Here is a 16,388-nt window from a genome sequence, read left to right as displayed (position 1 = left end):
TATTATATATGCCTACTTTTGTCTATGTTTTTGTTTACTGTTTCTTTCTCCCCCACTAATTCTCTTAACTCTCGTCTTAACAATTTTTTCGAAGCATTTCGTGGTAATTCCTCTAAGAAACACGCTTTCTTAGGCACTTTATATTTTGCTAATTTCTCCTCGCAAAAATGCAGAATTTCTTCTTCTGTTACCTCTCCACTTTTTACAACAAAAGCAGCAGGTACTTGTCCCCATTTATCGTCAGCCATACCGACAACACCAGCTTCTGCTACCATCGGATGAGAGAGTAACACTTCTTCAATTTGAGCCGGATATATATTCTCTCCGCCAGAAATAATTAAATCACTGCGGCGATCTAGTACGTATAAAAATCCTTCTTCGTCTAAATAACCGAGGTCACCAGTATGAAGCCATCCGTTTTGAATTGTTTCGCGTGTCGCATCTTCACGGTTAAAGTAACCGCCTGTTACGTTTGGTCCTTTTACTACGATCTCGCCTTCCACAAACGGCGGTACTACTACGCCATCTTTTTCAATACGAAGTTGGCACTGAAATAGTGGTTTCCCAGCTGATCCTACTTTCGTTAACATATAATCTGCTGATAACGTACAAATTTGCGACGACGTTTCTGTCATACCGTACGTTTGATACACAGGAATTCCTTTATCTACACAAGTTTCTAATAACGGTTTCGGCGCTGGTCCTCCGCCAAGTAACATACATCGTAAAGAAGATGGATATGTCTCTTCTCCAAGTCTCTCTAATAAATCAGTTAACATTTTAGAAACGACAGAAATGATCGTAACACCTCTCGTTTGAAGTGCTTTATGAATAAAATCAGCATCATATTTCGGAACGAGTAAAATACGCATTCCGTACATAACATTTTTCATTAAAAGAGATAGCCCGCCAACGTGGAACATTGGCATACAAGCTAACCAGCAATCATCATCACGAAGTCCTAAATTAAGCGAAGAACCGACTGCGCTTGCCCAGTGATTGCCGTACGTTAAAATAACGCCTTTCGGTTTTCCTGTCGTCCCTGACGTATAAATGATTGTCATCGCTTCTTCTAAAGAGAATTCTTCTTGTATAGAGGCTTCCGCCTTCGATCCATTCATCACTTCGGCGAACGAATATACAAGAACATCCTTAGCCTCGAAATCTTGATCCGTCACTAAGCATATAACTTCAGCATCATCGATTTGCCAAAGTAGCTCTTCTCTTGAAAGACGCGTATTTAAAAGCACAGCTACTGCACCTACGTAAGATAGGGCGTGAATAACTGTAATCATCTCCATACCATTTTCCATCAGAACAGCCACCTTTTGCCCACGCTTCACTCCTACATGCGTGAGGTGTTCACAAACAGATACTACTTTTTCATGCAGCTGCATAAAAGTAACTTTCTCTTCCTCTATTTCAATTGCAGTGCGATCTGGTGTTAAAAATGCACGTTGCTTTAACCAATTTGGCATCGTCTCCATCATACATTCTCCTTTCATGAAAGAAAGAGACTTGATATGACATCAAGTCTCTTAGTTGTTTTATTTCCGGTTGATCTCATCTAGCTACAGCGGCTAGAACAGTCGGTCGTTTCACGCCTTCCTACGAGGCAAAAAACGCCTCTACGTCAGGAGTTCCAACGCCCTCACATTCTAAGCGAGCCGCTTCCGCTTTTGGTTTCATCTAGCTGCGCCTCCTAGCCCCTTCCGTCTAAGAACCTTCCGCACGAGAAAGTAAAAAACACTTTCTGTGCGAAAGAACCTTAGCCTACGAGGCTAAACAGTCGGCTCCGCTTTTGGTTTCATCCAGCTACAGCGGCTAGAATGTTCGGTGGCTTCACTTCTTCCTACGAGGCAAAAAGCGCCTCTTCGTCAGAAGCTCCATCCCCCTCACATTCTAAGCGAGCCGCTTCCGCTTTTGGTTTGATCAAGGGAAACGAGGGAATTGACCGAAGTCCGGACTGCGTTTTTCTTTGAACGCGTCACGACCTTCTTTTGCTTCGTCAGTTGTGTAGTACAATAACGTTGCATCTCCAGCTAGTTGTTGAATACCAGCTAGACCGTCTGTGTCTGCGTTGAATGCAGCTTTTAGGAAACGAAGTGCCATTGGGCTGTTTGCTAAGATTTCTTGTGCCCATTGTACTGTTTCTGCTTCAAGTTCTTCTAATGGTACTACTGTGTTTACTAAGCCCATATCAAGCGCTTCCTGTGCGCTGTATTGACGGCATAGGTACCAAATTTCGCGAGCTTTCTTGTGGCCTACCATACGAGCTAAGTAACCAGCTCCGTATCCACCGTCAAAGCTTCCTACTTTAGGACCTGTTTGTCCGAATACAGCGTTGTCTGCAGCGATTGTTAAGTCACATACGATATGAAGTACGTGTCCACCACCGATTGCATAACCTGCTACCATTGCGATAACTGGTTTAGGAATTGCGCGAATTAGACGTTGTAAGTCTAATACGTTTAAACGAGGGATTTGGTCGTCACCTACATATCCACCATGACCGCGAACTTTTTGGTCGCCGCCAGAACAGAATGCACGTCCACCTTCACCTGTTAAAATGATAACGCCAACATTTGCATCATCACGAGCGTGTGCAAAAGCGTTGATTAACTCCATTACCGTTTTAGGACGGAATGCGTTATGTACTTCAGGACGGTTAATCGAAATCTTTGCGATACCATTGTATGTTGAATAAATAATATCTTCGTAATTGCCTTCTTTTACCCATTCAATAGCCATTACAACTACCTCCTTGTATATTTCTGATCTCCTCTATAAGTGTAGCTTCCTTCTTAGATGAACAAGCATCACTGCATAGTTTTTAGAAATCCCTTTACTATTGTATCAAACTTTTCCGGTTGTTCCACATGAATTGCATGGCCAGCACCATCAATTTTCACAAATTTCGCGTCAGAGACGCATTTTTCGATGTTTTTTAATATGCGAAAGAACTTTTCATCATGCTCCCCGTTCATTAAAAGAACAGGTATTTTTAAGTTTTGCAGCTCGTTCCACCATGAAGGCTGAGCCCCTGTTCCCATGCCGCGCAAGCTATTTGCAATTCCTTTTGGATTGTTAGCAAGTCTTTCTTTTCGCACTGCTTCTTGTACGTTTTGTGCTAAAAGTTTTTGCGTTTCAAACAGCGGAATATTTTCCCACATCGTTACAAAACTATTGATGCCTTCTCGCTCAATTTTATCGGCAAGTCGCTCATCTTTTTCACGACGTTCTTCTCTCTCATTTTCACTTTTGAGCCCAGCTGTACAATTTTCTAATAAAAGAGAATGTACATATTCTGGATATAGACATGCCATCGTAATCGCCAGTCTACCGCCCATTGAATAGCCAAGTATGTGCGCTCTTTCAATATGAAGGTAATCTAATAGTTCTTTCATTTGCAATGCTACATTTCGAATATCATAGTGAGTTACATCTTCAGGACTTTCCGTTTTTCCGTGCCCCACAATGTCTACTAAAATGACTTGAAACTGCTCACTCCAAGAAGGGACGAAGGAACGCCACGTTTCCATGCTTCCCGTAAAACCATGAAGAAGTAGAAGTGGTTCCCCGCTTCCGACTACTTCATATTCATACGATACACCTTGCAGCGTTACGTTCATTTTGATTCACCTTGCAACGATGTAGTAATTACGTCCTGCGTTTTTGCCCATAATTTACGGTGCAATGTTAAGTTTTCATCACGGTTCGTACAAATTTCTACAACGTGTAAACCTTCCGTCGTCGTTCCTTTTTGTACCTCTTCTCGGAATTGCTCCCAACCATTTACACGGCTAAATGAACCGCCGTACATTTTGACAACATGCTCATAATCAAGTCCAATTGGCGTTCCAAATAATGATTCGAAATGTTCCTTTTTCTCATATTGTGGTAAGAATGAGAAAATACCGCCACCATCATTGTTTACAACGACAATCGTTATATTTAATTCATGTAATTTTGCGGCTAATAATCCGTTTAAATCGTGATAAAATGATAAATCACCAATAACTAATACGAGCGGATCGCAAATAATACTCGCTCCTAAAGCTGTCGAAATGATTCCATCAATCCCGTTTACACCACGGTTTGCCATCACTTGAATATTTTTATCCGATGTGAAAAAGAATGAATCTGTATCACGAATTGGCATACTATTACTCGCAAATAACGTTGCCCCTTCTGGTAGTACGCGGACGATATCCGTAATAACTTTCCCTTCAAATGCAGTTTCATATGTTTCCATTTCACGAAGCGTTTCCTTCGTTTTTTCGTTTATATGTTGCCACATTCCGAACCAATCATTCTTTTTCATAACTGGCAGTTTTTCTATTAATGCACCGCAAAACGCAATATCACTTGCTTGGACAACCTCTGTCGCAACGAGAGCTGGATCTCTCCATTGTCCAGATTCGTCAACAACGATATGAACAGCTTTCGTCTGTTTTTTGATGAACTGCGTTAATGCTTTCGAAACAGGCATCCCACCAAAACGAATCATAACTTCTGGCTTCCACGTTTCTTTTAACAGCTCATTTCGTAAAAATGTATCGTAACAGTCGATTACCATCGTTTTATCGTGATGTCCGCTACGAATGTTAGAAAGTGGATCCGCTAATATTGGATATCCCGTTTTCTCAGCTAGTTCTGCCGCAAACGCTGCGATTTCTGAATGACTATCATCTCCACAAATAATAAGCCCCTTTTCCATATGTGAAAGGCGCCCTACAAGAGAATCTACATATTCACTCGGCATCATCACGTTCCCTTGCTGAACTACTCCTGTATATTCCCCGCGTCCTTTATCCCATAAACTTTCTAATGAGAAATTTGGGATAAGCGGCTCGCGAACTGGAAAATTAAGATGAACAGGTCCTTGCGGCGCTAGAAGTGCGCTTGCTATCGTGCGCTGCGTCGTCATGCGAGCATAATGATACATCGCTTCACTCGCTTCTGGAAGTGCCATCTCTGTAAATTGCTTCACAAATGTACCGTATAAATTGAATTGATTCATCGCTTGTGGCGCACCAACATCTCTTAATTCATGCGGTCTATCTGCTGTTAAGACGATAAGCGGCACTCGTGAATGAAAAGCTTCACATACAGCTGGATAATAGTTTGCTGCTGCCGTCCCTGACGTACATAATAACGCAACAGGGCGTTTTTTTGCTTTTGCGATACCGAGCGCAAAAAATCCCGCTGATCTTTCATCTACATGTAAATATGTGTTCATTCCTTCATGTTGTTCCATTAGTAGAGCAATCGGTGTTGACCGTGAGCCTGGACTAATGACAACATCACATACATTTAGACGCGTCAGTTCATCCACGAACGCGCCTAAATAATATGATAATGCTTCTATATGATTGTTCATTTCATTAATTCCTCCAAAGCACCAAGCATCGGTCTAAACTTCAAGCTTGTTTCTTCATATTCAAGTTGCGGTACTGAATCAATTACAATCCCGCACCCAGCAAATAAGGATGCTTTCGCGCCATTTAATAATCCGCAGCGAAGTGCAACCGCAAATTCACCATTTCCTTCATCATCTATCCAGCCAATCGGTGCACCATATAACCCTCTGTCTAACAATTCAACATCACGAATCAGTTTCATCGCTTCCAAACGAGGTGTCCCGCCAAGAGCTGGTGTTGGGTGTAATTCTTCTACCATTGTTAAAAGACTTGCATCGCCTTTTGCCTCTACAGGCGTATATAAATGAATTAAGTTTTTCGTTGTTAATAAGCCCGGACTTTCCGGAATATTAACAGATTCGCAGTGCTCATTTAGTACTCCTCGAATCATGTTCACAACATAACCGTGTTCAGCTAAATTCTTTTCATCATGAAGAAGCGCATTACTATTTCGTTTACTTTCTTCTATAGATTGACCATGACCAGTTGAACCAGCAAGACACATCGAAGTAAACTTCTCATCTTCTTTGCGAATTAATCTCTCTGGCGTGGCTCCTAAGAAGCATGCTCCTTTATAATCAAAAGAAAATACGTAACAATCTGGTTGCCCAATGCGAAGTGCTTCTAAAACAAGAGCAGAATCAATATGATGATCCATTTCTACTTTTAGCTCCCTCGCTAATACAACCTTCTGCACGTTCCCCTGCTTCATCTCATCTTGCACTGTTTCAATGGCCTTCATCCAGCCTTTCGGATCTACTTCTACTTTAGAAGTAACTGTTAATTTCGATCCTTCAAGTGCACATTTACTCTCCCCAAAAATTTTCTCTTCTAAAGAAACAATTTCGTTATAAAGAGTTTCTGCACAATCAGTTGCTGAAACGAATGTATTCATTGTTAACCATGCTTTTTCATTTTTTACAGTTAATAAAAATGCTGGTAGTGAAAATGTCGTATCATCAAATTCTTTCCATAAGTCGGTTTTCTCTTTTTCTTGGTCAAATGAAAATCCACCAAATAAAAGAGGACCTGTTCCAAATTCGTATCTTTCTCTTTGTACAAATGCTTTCTCTTTTACTTTATCCCACTCGTCACGAGCCGTTTGAAAGCGTTTGTGAGAAGAAGTTGCTATAGTGAAAACAGAGCCAATTCCAGCAAATATTACATGCTGAGCTGGGTCTGCAAAATAACATCTATTTTCGAATGAGATCCTTTTTCCTGCTGCATAAAACAGAAGCGGATCTATCCAGTCTATTTGTTTTACGAAGCTCACCAATATTTTTTCATCAGTTGCACGCTTAATGGCTGCACTAAGAACTTCTTGCAAGCCTATTTGTTTCGTTTGAATCACAATTGTCTCCCCCCTATGGGCGAAAAATAGTCATAATTACGCTTGATTTTAAGATACACCTCAAACGAAAGGCCTGTCAACGTTTAGCATTTCTGAGAAATTCACCTTCTCTTCCTAGAAAATAAACGTTGACACTAAATGATGCTTTTTCTACACTTAGTTGTGTACAATATGTGACCAAAGGAGGATTCAACATGGAAATGAACGTCGAAACGAATTCCTCTCCTACGGCGCCAAAGCCAAGTAAGCAAACAGGCTGGCGCATTTGGTGGAGTTTACTACGTCCCCATACATTAACAGCAGCTTTCGTTCCTGTTTTCATCGGAACAGCATATGCAATGCAGGTCGGAGGCATAAATCAAATACATCTCCCTCTTTTCCTTATGATGCTTCTCGCTTGTCTTCTCATTCAAGCAGCAACAAACATGTTTAATGAATACTTTGATTATAAAAGAGGACTTGATCACGAAGGGTCAGTTGGTATCGGCGGCGCTATCGTTCGCGATGGCATTCAGCCAAAAACGGTGCTTAACTTAGCATTTGGATTTTTCGGCATCGCAATACTATTAGGTGTTTATATTTGTATGAATTCTAGCTGGTGGCTTGCGGCAATCGGTCTTGTCTGTATGGCTGTTGCTTACCTTTATACAGGCGGTCCACTTCCAATTGCATATACACCATTTGGAGAGTTAACAGCCGGACTATTTATGGGTGTCATTATTATTGGGATTTCATTCTTTATTCAAACTGGAACTGTAACATCAGAAGTCATTTTACTATCTATTCCAAGCTCCATTTTAATTGGTGCCATATTATTAGCTAATAACATTCGTGACTTAGATGGCGATAAAGAAAACGGTCGTAAAACGTTAGCAATTCTCGTTGGACGCGAAAGAGCCGTTGGTGTACTCGCTTCTATGTTCATCGTTTCTTATATTTGGACAATCGCTCTAATTATCGTTAACATCGTATCACCATGGATGCTTATCGTATTTTTAAGTGCACCGAAAGCATTTAAAGCGACGAAAGGCTTTATCGGCAAAAGCATTCCAATGGAAATGGTACCTGCAATGATTGCCACAGCAAAAACAAATACAATCTTCGGTCTCCTCATGGGAATCGGATTATTGCTTGGATATTTCCTATAAAGTGAAACTTTAATCAACTGCCCGTTAATGCGGGATAAAAAGGAGCTGCTAACGTGGCTCCTTTTTCATATACCAATTTCAGCTCATAATTCCTCCTCTCGACGCTCATACTATGTAAAGAAACTGAATTGTAGGAAGGTGGACGACTATGTTAACTCCACAACAAATAAATCAATTTAAATCTATTTTAGAAAAACAACAGCAAGAAGTTGAACAAACAATACAAACTCATGAGAATACAGATCGTGCTTCTGAACGCGATTCTGTTGGAGAATTATCTAGCTATGACAATCATCCAGGTGATATGGCTACAGAATTGTACGAACGTGAGAAAGATTTCGGGCTCATCGAATTTTGGCATAAGCAGCTAGAAGATACAAAACATGCCCTGCAAAAAATTGAAGAAGGTACGTATGGAATTTGCGAAGTATCTGGCGAAGAAATTCCGTTTGAAAGATTAGAGGCAATGCCAACCGCTACAACATGTATTCAGCACACTACAAATAAATTAAATTTGAACACGCGACCAGTTGAAGAAGAGGTGTTGGCTCCTTCTTTTCACAAGCACGACGAAGATCATTCTGTAGAATACGATGCTGAAGATGCATGGCAAGATGTCGCAAATTATGGGACATCAGAAACACCGTCCGATTTAGAAAGACAGGATTCCAAAAACTATAATGGCATGTACGTAAATAGTGAAGAAAATATTGGGTATGTAGAGGATTTCGAAAATTTTATAGGAACAGACATGTATGGCAAAAATCCTCAAGTTTTCGCCACAGAAGAACATGAAGAGTATGAACAAATGCTTGATGACTTTGAAGAGCGTACTTTCAAAGGCGAGTTATCTTCAAATGAATCTAGCTCCAAAGAATAAAAAAAGCATTCCGAAATTCGGAATGCTTTTTTTCGCTAGCTAATTAGTTTTTTGTAACGTTAGCTGCTTGTGGTCCGCGGTTTCCTTCAACGATTTCGAAAGAAACTTCTTGACCTTCTTCTAAAGTTTTGAAGCCGTCGCCTTGGATAGCTGAGAAATGTACGAATACGTCTTCTCCGCCTTCAACTTCGATGAAGCCAAAACCTTTTTCGCCGTTAAACCATTTAACTTTACCTGTTTGCATGTCATGTACCTCCTAAATAAAAATGAAACTATGAATCCACATGAAAAGGTGGATATAAAGGACATGAATGTATAACAAGCTTACAGCCTTTAATACAACGTGCTTTATTTCCGTACCACATTATGTAGCTCAATAGTATTTTCACTATATCATGCTATGTCAAAAACGTCAAATGAGAACACTTTCAACCCATCGTTTTTTATAATCCTAGTATAACCTTAAATTTTCATTCTATTTTTATTCAAAAATTAACAAATCTACAGTATTCTAATTCCTTTGATTTCTGTACAATATAATTACTACATATAATGAGGTGAAAAAATGCAAGCACATGAAATCGAGTATAAATTATATGGCGATGATATGCAGTTTGTTGAAATTGAATTAGATCCAGAAGAAAGCGTTATCGCAGAGGCTGGCGCAATGATGATGATGGAAGATCATATCGAAATGGAAACCATTTTCGGTGATGGTTCTGGCCCATCTAGTGGTCTATTCGGTAAATTAATGGGCGCTGGTAAGCGTCTTGTTACAGGTGAAAGTATGTTTATGACTGTCTTTACAAATACAGGTCATGGCAAGCGCCACGTATCATTCGCCGCTCCTTATCCAGGAAAAATCATCCCTGTTGATTTAACACAATATCAAGGAAAAGTCGTTTGTCAAAAAGACGCGTTTCTTTGTGCAGCAAAGGGCGTTTCTATCGGAATTGAGTTTACGAAAAAAATTGGAACTGGTTTCTTCGGTGGTGAAGGTTTCATCATGCAGAAACTTGAAGGTGATGGACTCGCTTTCATGCATGCAGGAGGAACTGTATATAAGCGTGAATTAAAACCTGGCGAAAGACTTCGCATCGATACAGGTTGTCTCGTTGCCATGACAAAAGACGTTAACTACGATATCGAGTTCGTTGGAAAAGTAAAAACAGCTCTATTTGGCGGCGAAGGTTTATTCTTCGCAACGTTAGAAGGTCCTGGAACGGTTTGGATTCAGTCCTTAACACTTAGCCGTTTAGCAGCACGCCTTACAAGCCCAGCAGCTCAAAACAGCGGTGAAGGCAGCGTTTTAGGCGGACTTGGACGTTTATTAGATGGAAAAGAGTAAAACAGTGCCCTTATGGGGTGCTGTTTTATTTTGGCATGATTCGTCCATAAGTCGCTATAATTTCATCCACTAATTTATATACGCGATACAAACTATTTGCCCCCTCCAAAAGAATGAATCAAGTCCCTCACTGCATATATTGAACTATACCTTTTCTTAAGGAGGGCTTCCTTAATGCGTACTCCTTTATCCTTCGATAAAGATACCGCCATATTGTTAGCTTCTTGTTGTGAGTTAACGTATGAACAATATAAACAAAATGGGATTTTCGAAATACCGGATGGTTTTCAATATGTACAAGGCTTTCAAGGAAAAACCATTCAAACGACAGAATGGTTCGGATTCATACTAGAATCTGAGGATACGATTATTGTAGCTTTTCGCGGAACACAAACAGATACAGACTGGATTATCGATTCACTCGTTAACCAAAAACCATACCCATATGCTTTAAACAGCGGAAATGTCCATAACGGCTTTCTTTCCATTTATGAATCTTGCCGAGATTCTATTATGGATATGCTCGTATCACTACCAGCCCATAAAAAACTCCTTGCAACAGGTCATAGCTTAGGCGGGGCGCTCGCCACACTACATATACTCGATGCGCGTATCAACACCGCCTTCGCACAGTACGGTCTTTATACATTTGCCTCTCCCAAAGTGGGCGATATTGCATTTCGTAATTATTATAAACTACAAGTAGCTAGTAGCTTTCGCTTCGTTAATCTATTTGATGTCGTTCCTCTTCTCCCTCCGCGCAATGTCCATTTTAATGACCAAGACTGGGAATATGCACACGTTCATCACAACATGACTTTTACAAAAAACACAAAATCTATTACAAATAATCATGCCATGACAACATACAAAACATGTCTGACTTCTCATTTTTAACCAGGTAATGATTGGAAACCCTATATCCTTATACTATAATAATATATGAAGTTATTTTTGGATGAGGGGACCTTACATGCTAAAATTTATCTTTGCACTTTTTCTCATTGTAATTTTTACGTTTACAGGTTTCTTTACATTTTCATACTTTGCGACGGGAGAATATGGTGGAACAGGTATCATATATACCGCTATCCCATTTCTTTCTTAAGCAAAAAAAGAAAACCGAGCTTAATGAGATTAAGCTCGGTTTTTAGCAATTATATTCCTCTTTTAAAAGTGAATATACTTTGTCTCCATGAATAAAAGTCCCTTCAAAAGGGACTTTCACTTAATACTGTGTAACGGCATTACCAATACTCCAAATCTCATTACTATACTGTAAAATCGTTCGATCACTCGCAAAATGACCAGACTGTGCAATATTTAAAATCGACATCTCTAGCCACTTCGTTCGGTTTTCATACGCTCTACCAACAGCTTCTTGCCTTTCCGCATATGGACCAAAATCTCGCAGAACGAAGTATTCATCATTTTGAATTACGAGAGAATCATAAATTGCTTCAAATTCAGCTCCCGAATGTGCAAAGAAGCCATTCGTTAACTGATCTACTACTTTTTTAATATGCATATTGTGGTGATAATAATCACTTGCACGATATCCACCATTTTGATAGTAATGAAGAACCTCTTCCGCTGTTAAGCCAAAAATGAAACAGTTATCATCACCGACTCGGTCTTTTATTTCAACATTAGCTCCGTCTAACGTTCCGAGTGTGATCGCACCATTCATCATAAATTTCATATTCCCTGTTCCTGATGCTTCTTTACTCGCGGTTGAAATTTGCTCACTCACATCCGCGGCTGGGAATATATCTTCCGCTAAAGACACTCGATAGTTTTCTAGAAAGATAACTTTCATATATTGGCTTACGTACGGATCATTATTCACTTTCCTAGCGAGTTCATTGATTAATTTAATAATTTTTTTCGCATAGTAATAGCCAGGTGATGCTTTCGCTCCAAAGATAAAAGTACGCGGATAAAATGTAAAACTAGCATCCTCTTTCAAACGGTTATACAAATATAAAATATGAAGAACATTTAATAATTGTCGTTTGTAAGCATGTAGTCTTTTTACTTGCACATCAAAAATAGAATTAGGATCAATTGTAATCCCCATTTTATTATGAATACGCTCCGCTAAAATCTCTTTACGCTCTTGTTTTACCTCTGCAAATTTCTCTTGGAAACTCGCATCGTATTGAACTGTTTGCAGCGCTTGAAGCTTAATCGGTTCTTTCTTCCACTCTGTTCCAATCGCCTCTGAAATAAGGTTCGTCAGCTGTGGATTCGCCTTCATTAGCCAACGTCTATGAGCGATTCCATTCGTTTTATTATTAAACTTATCTGGATAAAACTCATAAAACAATCGCATTTCACGTTGCTTTAAAATTTCCGTATGAATTTTTGCTACACCATTTATGCTATGGCTACCGACAATTGCTAAATGAGCCATTTTCACAAGATCATGCGCAATAATCGCCATCTCTTCAATACGATGCCATTCATATGGATAACGTTCCCAAAGTTCATGACAGAAACGTTCATTAATCTCTTCAATAATCATATAAATTCTCGGTAATAACGGTTTAAAAATGTGAATTGGCCACTTCTCAAGCGCTTCTGATAACGTCGTATGATTCGTATAAGAAATCGTTTGCGTTGTTATGTGCCAAGCTTCTTCCCATGCTAGTTTTTCTTCATCTAATAAAATACGCATTAGTTCTGGAATCGCCAAAACTGGATGTGTATCATTAATATGAATCGCAATTTTCTCATGTAATTGACGAAGATCACCATATCTTTCTCTATGCATACGAACGATATTTTGCAAACTTGCCGATACGAGGAAATACTGTTGCTTCAAACGAAGTATTTTCCCCTCATCATGCGTATCATCTGGATATAAAAACTCCGATACCGCCTCTGTTTCACGCTTATATTTCAAAATATCTTTGCAATTTTGCGGGAAAGGAACTGGTTCAGCATTCCAAAGTCTGAGTGTATTTACAGTACTCGTCTCATAACCTACTACTGGAACGTCATATGGTACTGCCATAATCACTTCTGCATTCGTATGCCTGAACTCTAAACGCCCGTCAATGTATAGCGGTTCAACATTGCCGAAATAACTTACCTCTACAGCTTGATCATGCCTTCTTACTTCCCATACGTTTTCATGAAGAAGCCACTGTTCTGGAAATTCAACTTGATAACCATCAACAATTTTTTGATCAAATAAGCCGTGCTTGTAACGAATTCCACAGCCATGACCTGGTAAGTTTAAAGATGCAAGTGAATCAAGGAAACAGGCTGCTAATCGTCCAAGTCCACCATTTCCAAGACCTGCATCTGCTTCCACCTCTTCTAACTGTTGCAAAGAAATCCCAAGCTCAGAAAGTCCTTGCTCACATACATCCCTGATGCCTAAATTTAATATGTTACTTCCAAGCAAACGCCCAAGTAAAAACTCAATGGATAAGTAATACATTTGCTTTTGCTCTCCAGACCGATAACTTTCGTTCGTTGCAATCCATTGACTATTCATATACTCACGTACCATGTACCCAAGCGTATTGTATTGATCACGAGTTGTAGAGTCTTTAAAACTTTTACCATACATCGTCTCTAACTTTTCTAGAAAAGCTGATTTGAAACTTTCAACATGAGTAAACATTTCTTCACCACCTACATGTTATTCCATGAGACTTTTATACAATTTCTTATAGGCAAGAGCTGATTTCTCCCAGCTATAATCTTCAGTCATCGCTTGTTTTACAAGCTGCTCCCATACCGGTTTATCATGATAAAATTCAATCGCACGAAGAACCGTGTGCAACATGTCATGCGCATTAAAGTTCGTGAAACTGAAACCATTTCCTTCTCCAGTTTCTTCGTCATAAGATTGTACAGTATCATTTAATCCGCCTGTCTCTCTTACAATCGGAATTGTACCGTACGCTAATGCGATAAGTTGTCCAAGTCCACACGGTTCAAATAGTGATGGCATTAAGAATAAATCACTTCCTGCATACACTTGATGGGCTAGTTCTTCATTAAATCCGATATACACTTTTACCTTCTCAGGATACTCGTATGCCATCCACTCAAAGAATTGTTCATATTCAGAATCACCTGATCCTAAAATAATACATTGCACATCTTCCTCCATTATTTCGCGGAATACAGTACGTACTAAATCAAGACCTTTTTGCTTCGTTAATCTCGTTACCATCGAAATAATTGGTGTATCTTCTTTTTCTGGCAAACCAAAATAACGCTGCAAGGCGCGTTTATTTTCATTCTTTTCCTCTAATGACTCTGCATCATACTGAGCAGTAATATACGAATCTGTTTCTGGATTATATACGCTCGTATCAATTCCATTTACGATGCCGCTAAGCTTACCATTATTTTTTCGTAACAACCCATCTAACTTCTCACCGAAAAACTCATATTGAATTTCCTCTTTGTATGTCGGGCTAACCGCTGTAATTTGATCAGAAGCAATAATTCCGCCCTTCATAAAGTTCACATTTCCATAAAACTCTAGCTGCTCACTATGAAAATATTCATCACCAAGTTCTAACAAGTCGTACATCACTTCAGGAGGAAATACACCTTGGAACTGCAAATTATGAATCGTATACACCGTTTTAATATGCTCATATAATGGATTATCTTGATACTTTTCACGCAGTAAGAAATTCACCATAGCTGTATGCCAATCGTGGCTATGAAGAACATCCACTTCGAAATCAAGATGCGGAATACACTCTAAAACTGCTTTCGAAAAATAAGAAAAACGCTCTCCGTCATCATAATGACCATATAAAGAATCTCTCTTAAAATAATATTCATTATCTATTAAGTAATACGTAATCCCGTCTTGCTCACCTTTTAAAATTCCGCAATATTGATTTCTCCACCCAAGCGGGACGTTAATTACTTTATGTAACGTACATCCATCCCTTAATTTTTGCGGAATAAGACTATAATTTGGAAGTATAATGCGAACGTCCACACCTAATTTTTTCAGCTCTTTTGGGAGCGCACCTGCTACATCAGCTAATCCTCCCGATTTAACAAATGGTACACATTCTGATACTGCAAATAAAATATTCACTTGTTGTCCCACTGCACGAAAAGCTTATACGACTTCCCTTGCAGCTTCCTCCCTTCGAGTTTTCATTTGAATGAATGCTTTAATCAGTGGAGGAAAAACCCCCACTGATTCTTTTAAGAATAACTATTAATCGTGCTGCTTTGAATACTTCCTTTTTCTACAACATATGGCTCATCGGCGTTTCCTTTTAGTACAACACCGTCACCAATTTTCACGTCTTTATCAATAATAACACCGTCTATTATACAATTATCTCCAATTTTGCTCTTTTGCATAATAATGCTATTACGAACAATTGAGCCTTTTCCAATTTTAACAGAACGGGAGATAACACTATTTTCTACTTCTCCTTCAATAATACTGCCGTTTGCAATCATTGTATTTTTCACGGCTGCACCCTTCAGGTAACGAGTTGGTGGTTCATCTTTTACTTTCGTAAAGATCGGTGCTTCTTTCTTAAATAATTGCTTCCAAATAGCAGGTTGCAAAATTTCTAAGCTATGTTTATAGTAACTTTCAATTGAATCAATAATAGCTACATATCCTGTATGCTCATACGTAGCAATATGCAGTGATTTTCCGCGCTTTTCTCTCACTACATCAAATAAACTGTATTGCTCCACATCTTTATATGTCTCAAATAAATCTAACAATAATTGTTTCTTTAACACGTATGTTTGAAGCGAAACCCCTTCATGGCAAACTTCAGTAATATCAGCTGCCGTATGTATATGTCGCTCTAACACCGCTTGAAAATTTAATGCTGTTACGAGATGGCTATTCGTAATAACAACGTATTCTTCTCTAGCTCTTAAAAAATAATCAATATGTCTTCTAAAATGTGCAAAAGACCCAAATTCATCTTGGTCACATTGGCAATTTGGCGGGAATAAAAACAGTCCGTCTCTTTTTCTATCTAAATCCCACTGTTTTCCTGAACCAACATGGTCCATTAGTGAACGGTTTTTATGACTTGTAAAAACCGCTACACTATGAATATTAGAATTCACCATATTTGAAAGCATGAAATCAATGAGTCGATAACGGCCCCCAAATGGTAACGCCGCTAATGAACGATGCCCTGTTACTTTCTTTAAGGAAGGAAAACTTCCCGTTGCATTAATAATTCCTAACATTTTTTCTCCCATTCAT

At 39.2% G+C, this 16,388-nt stretch carries 14 protein-coding genes; 5 read left to right on the top strand and 9 right to left on the bottom strand.

Going from position 1 to position 16,388, the window contains the following annotated elements; genetic code table 11:
* Positions 1–2: 2 nt before the first annotated feature.
* The 5 genes from ABH961_RS23845 to ABH961_RS23825 form a co-directional block, all read right to left on the bottom strand.
* Positions 3–1,487 carry an o-succinylbenzoate--CoA ligase gene (locus ABH961_RS23845; RefSeq protein ID WP_404520149.1) on the bottom strand — a complete coding sequence of 495 codons (1,485 nt, stop codon included), beginning with the start codon at positions 1,485–1,487 and terminating at the stop codon, positions 3–5.
* 445 nt (positions 1,488–1,932) lie between these two features.
* The gene (gene menB, locus ABH961_RS23840) at positions 1,933–2,751 is read right to left on the bottom strand and encodes a 1,4-dihydroxy-2-naphthoyl-CoA synthase (RefSeq protein ID WP_000963888.1); all 819 of its coding nucleotides are present in this window, start codon (positions 2,749–2,751) and stop codon (positions 1,933–1,935) included.
* Between the two features lie 68 nt (positions 2,752–2,819).
* Entirely contained in the window at positions 2,820–3,632 is an 813-nt protein-coding gene (gene menH, locus ABH961_RS23835; RefSeq protein ID WP_098047222.1) for a 2-succinyl-6-hydroxy-2,4-cyclohexadiene-1-carboxylate synthase, read from the bottom strand.
* Positions 3,629–5,383 (bottom strand): 2-succinyl-5-enolpyruvyl-6-hydroxy-3-cyclohexene-1-carboxylic-acid synthase, encoded by a 1,755-nt coding sequence (menD, locus tag ABH961_RS23830; protein WP_048541145.1) that lies wholly within the window; start codon positions 5,381–5,383, stop codon positions 3,629–3,631. Before menD ends, menH begins: the two co-directional genes overlap by 4 nt.
* Entirely contained in the window at positions 5,380–6,774 is a 1,395-nt protein-coding gene (locus ABH961_RS23825) for an isochorismate synthase (RefSeq protein WP_098079224.1), read from the bottom strand. The genes menD and ABH961_RS23825 overlap by 4 nt, the downstream gene beginning before the upstream one ends.
* A 194-nt stretch (positions 6,775–6,968) precedes the next feature.
* Between ABH961_RS23825 and ABH961_RS23820 the strand changes: the two genes are divergently transcribed.
* Together ABH961_RS23820 and ABH961_RS23815 are read left to right on the top strand one after the other, a co-directional pair.
* Positions 6,969–7,922 (top strand): 1,4-dihydroxy-2-naphthoate polyprenyltransferase, encoded by a 954-nt coding sequence (locus ABH961_RS23820; protein ID WP_098498991.1) that lies wholly within the window; start codon positions 6,969–6,971, stop codon positions 7,920–7,922.
* 148 nt (positions 7,923–8,070) lie between these two features.
* Positions 8,071–8,802 carry a yteA family sporulation protein gene (locus tag ABH961_RS23815; RefSeq protein ID WP_098079229.1) on the top strand — a complete coding sequence of 244 codons (732 nt, stop codon included), beginning with the start codon at positions 8,071–8,073 and terminating at the stop codon, positions 8,800–8,802.
* Between the two features lie 43 nt (positions 8,803–8,845).
* Here the strand turns inward: ABH961_RS23815 and cspD are convergent, their stop codons facing one another.
* Positions 8,846–9,046: a cold-shock protein CspD gene (gene cspD, locus ABH961_RS23810; RefSeq protein WP_001193052.1), complete on the bottom strand. Its 201-nt coding sequence runs from the start codon at positions 9,044–9,046 to the stop codon at positions 8,846–8,848.
* Positions 9,047–9,367: 321 nt separating this feature from the next.
* On the opposite strand from cspD, the gene ABH961_RS23805 reads away from it, so the two are divergent.
* From ABH961_RS23805 to ABH961_RS23795, 3 genes are all read left to right on the top strand, one after another.
* Positions 9,368–10,150: a TIGR00266 family protein gene (locus ABH961_RS23805; RefSeq protein WP_001147830.1), complete on the top strand. Its 783-nt coding sequence runs from the start codon at positions 9,368–9,370 to the stop codon at positions 10,148–10,150.
* A 174-nt stretch (positions 10,151–10,324) separates the two neighbouring features.
* Positions 10,325–11,047, top strand: coding sequence for a lipase family protein (locus tag ABH961_RS23800; RefSeq protein WP_001260119.1), 723 nt, complete (start codon positions 10,325–10,327; stop codon positions 11,045–11,047).
* A 76-nt stretch (positions 11,048–11,123) separates the two neighbouring features.
* The gene (locus ABH961_RS23795; protein WP_000911073.1) at positions 11,124–11,258 is read left to right on the top strand and encodes a hypothetical protein; all 135 of its coding nucleotides are present in this window, start codon (positions 11,124–11,126) and stop codon (positions 11,256–11,258) included.
* Positions 11,259–11,378: 120 nt separating this feature from the next.
* On the opposite strand, the gene glgP is transcribed toward ABH961_RS23795, so the two are convergent.
* The 3 genes from glgP to glgD all read right to left on the bottom strand — a co-directional run bounded on the left by glgP (position 11,379) and on the right by glgD (position 16,384).
* On the bottom strand, positions 11,379–13,787 hold the full coding sequence (gene glgP, locus ABH961_RS23790) for a glycogen phosphorylase (protein ID WP_098047220.1): 2,409 nt from the start codon (positions 13,785–13,787) through the stop codon (positions 11,379–11,381).
* Between the two features lie 18 nt (positions 13,788–13,805).
* Positions 13,806–15,236 (bottom strand): glycogen synthase GlgA, encoded by a 1,431-nt coding sequence (glgA, locus tag ABH961_RS23785; protein ID WP_002203738.1) that lies wholly within the window; start codon positions 15,234–15,236, stop codon positions 13,806–13,808.
* A gap of 113 nt (positions 15,237–15,349) precedes the next feature.
* Positions 15,350–16,384 (bottom strand): glucose-1-phosphate adenylyltransferase subunit GlgD, encoded by a 1,035-nt coding sequence (gene glgD, locus ABH961_RS23780; protein ID WP_000504143.1) that lies wholly within the window; start codon positions 16,382–16,384, stop codon positions 15,350–15,352.
* Positions 16,385–16,388: the final 4 nt, after the last annotated feature.

Origin of the sequence: Bacillus sp. RC251 (assembly GCF_044908765.1) — a bacterium.
Taxonomy (GTDB): Bacteria; Bacillota; Bacilli; order Bacillales; family Bacillaceae_G; genus Bacillus_A; species Bacillus_A wiedmannii.
Note: the sequence above shows the minus strand (reverse complement) of the source record. Positions and strands in the feature narration are given on the sequence as shown.

Coding starts and splice junctions, on each gene's coding strand:
- ABH961_RS23845 (WP_404520149.1), bottom strand. CDS start 1,487: ATGGAGACGATGCCAAATTGGTTAAAGCAACGTGCATTTTTAACACCA.
- menB (WP_000963888.1), bottom strand. CDS start 2,751: ATGGCTATTGAATGGGTAAAAGAAGGCAATTACGAAGATATTATTTAT.
- menH (WP_098047222.1), bottom strand. CDS start 3,632: ATGAACGTAACGCTGCAAGGTGTATCGTATGAATATGAAGTAGTCGGA.
- menD (WP_048541145.1), bottom strand. CDS start 5,383: ATGAACAATCATATAGAAGCATTATCATATTATTTAGGCGCGTTCGTG.
- ABH961_RS23820 (WP_098498991.1), top strand. CDS start 6,969: ATGGAAATGAACGTCGAAACGAATTCCTCTCCTACGGCGCCAAAGCCA.
- ABH961_RS23815 (WP_098079229.1), top strand. CDS start 8,071: ATGTTAACTCCACAACAAATAAATCAATTTAAATCTATTTTAGAAAAA.
- cspD (WP_001193052.1), bottom strand. CDS start 9,046: ATGCAAACAGGTAAAGTTAAATGGTTTAACGGCGAAAAAGGTTTTGGC.
- ABH961_RS23805 (WP_001147830.1), top strand. CDS start 9,368: ATGCAAGCACATGAAATCGAGTATAAATTATATGGCGATGATATGCAG.
- ABH961_RS23800 (WP_001260119.1), top strand. CDS start 10,325: ATGCGTACTCCTTTATCCTTCGATAAAGATACCGCCATATTGTTAGCT.
- ABH961_RS23795 (WP_000911073.1), top strand. CDS start 11,124: ATGCTAAAATTTATCTTTGCACTTTTTCTCATTGTAATTTTTACGTTT.
- glgP (WP_098047220.1), bottom strand. CDS start 13,787: ATGTTTACTCATGTTGAAAGTTTCAAATCAGCTTTTCTAGAAAAGTTA.
- glgD (WP_000504143.1), bottom strand. CDS start 16,384: ATGGGAGAAAAAATGTTAGGAATTATTAATGCAACGGGAAGTTTTCCT.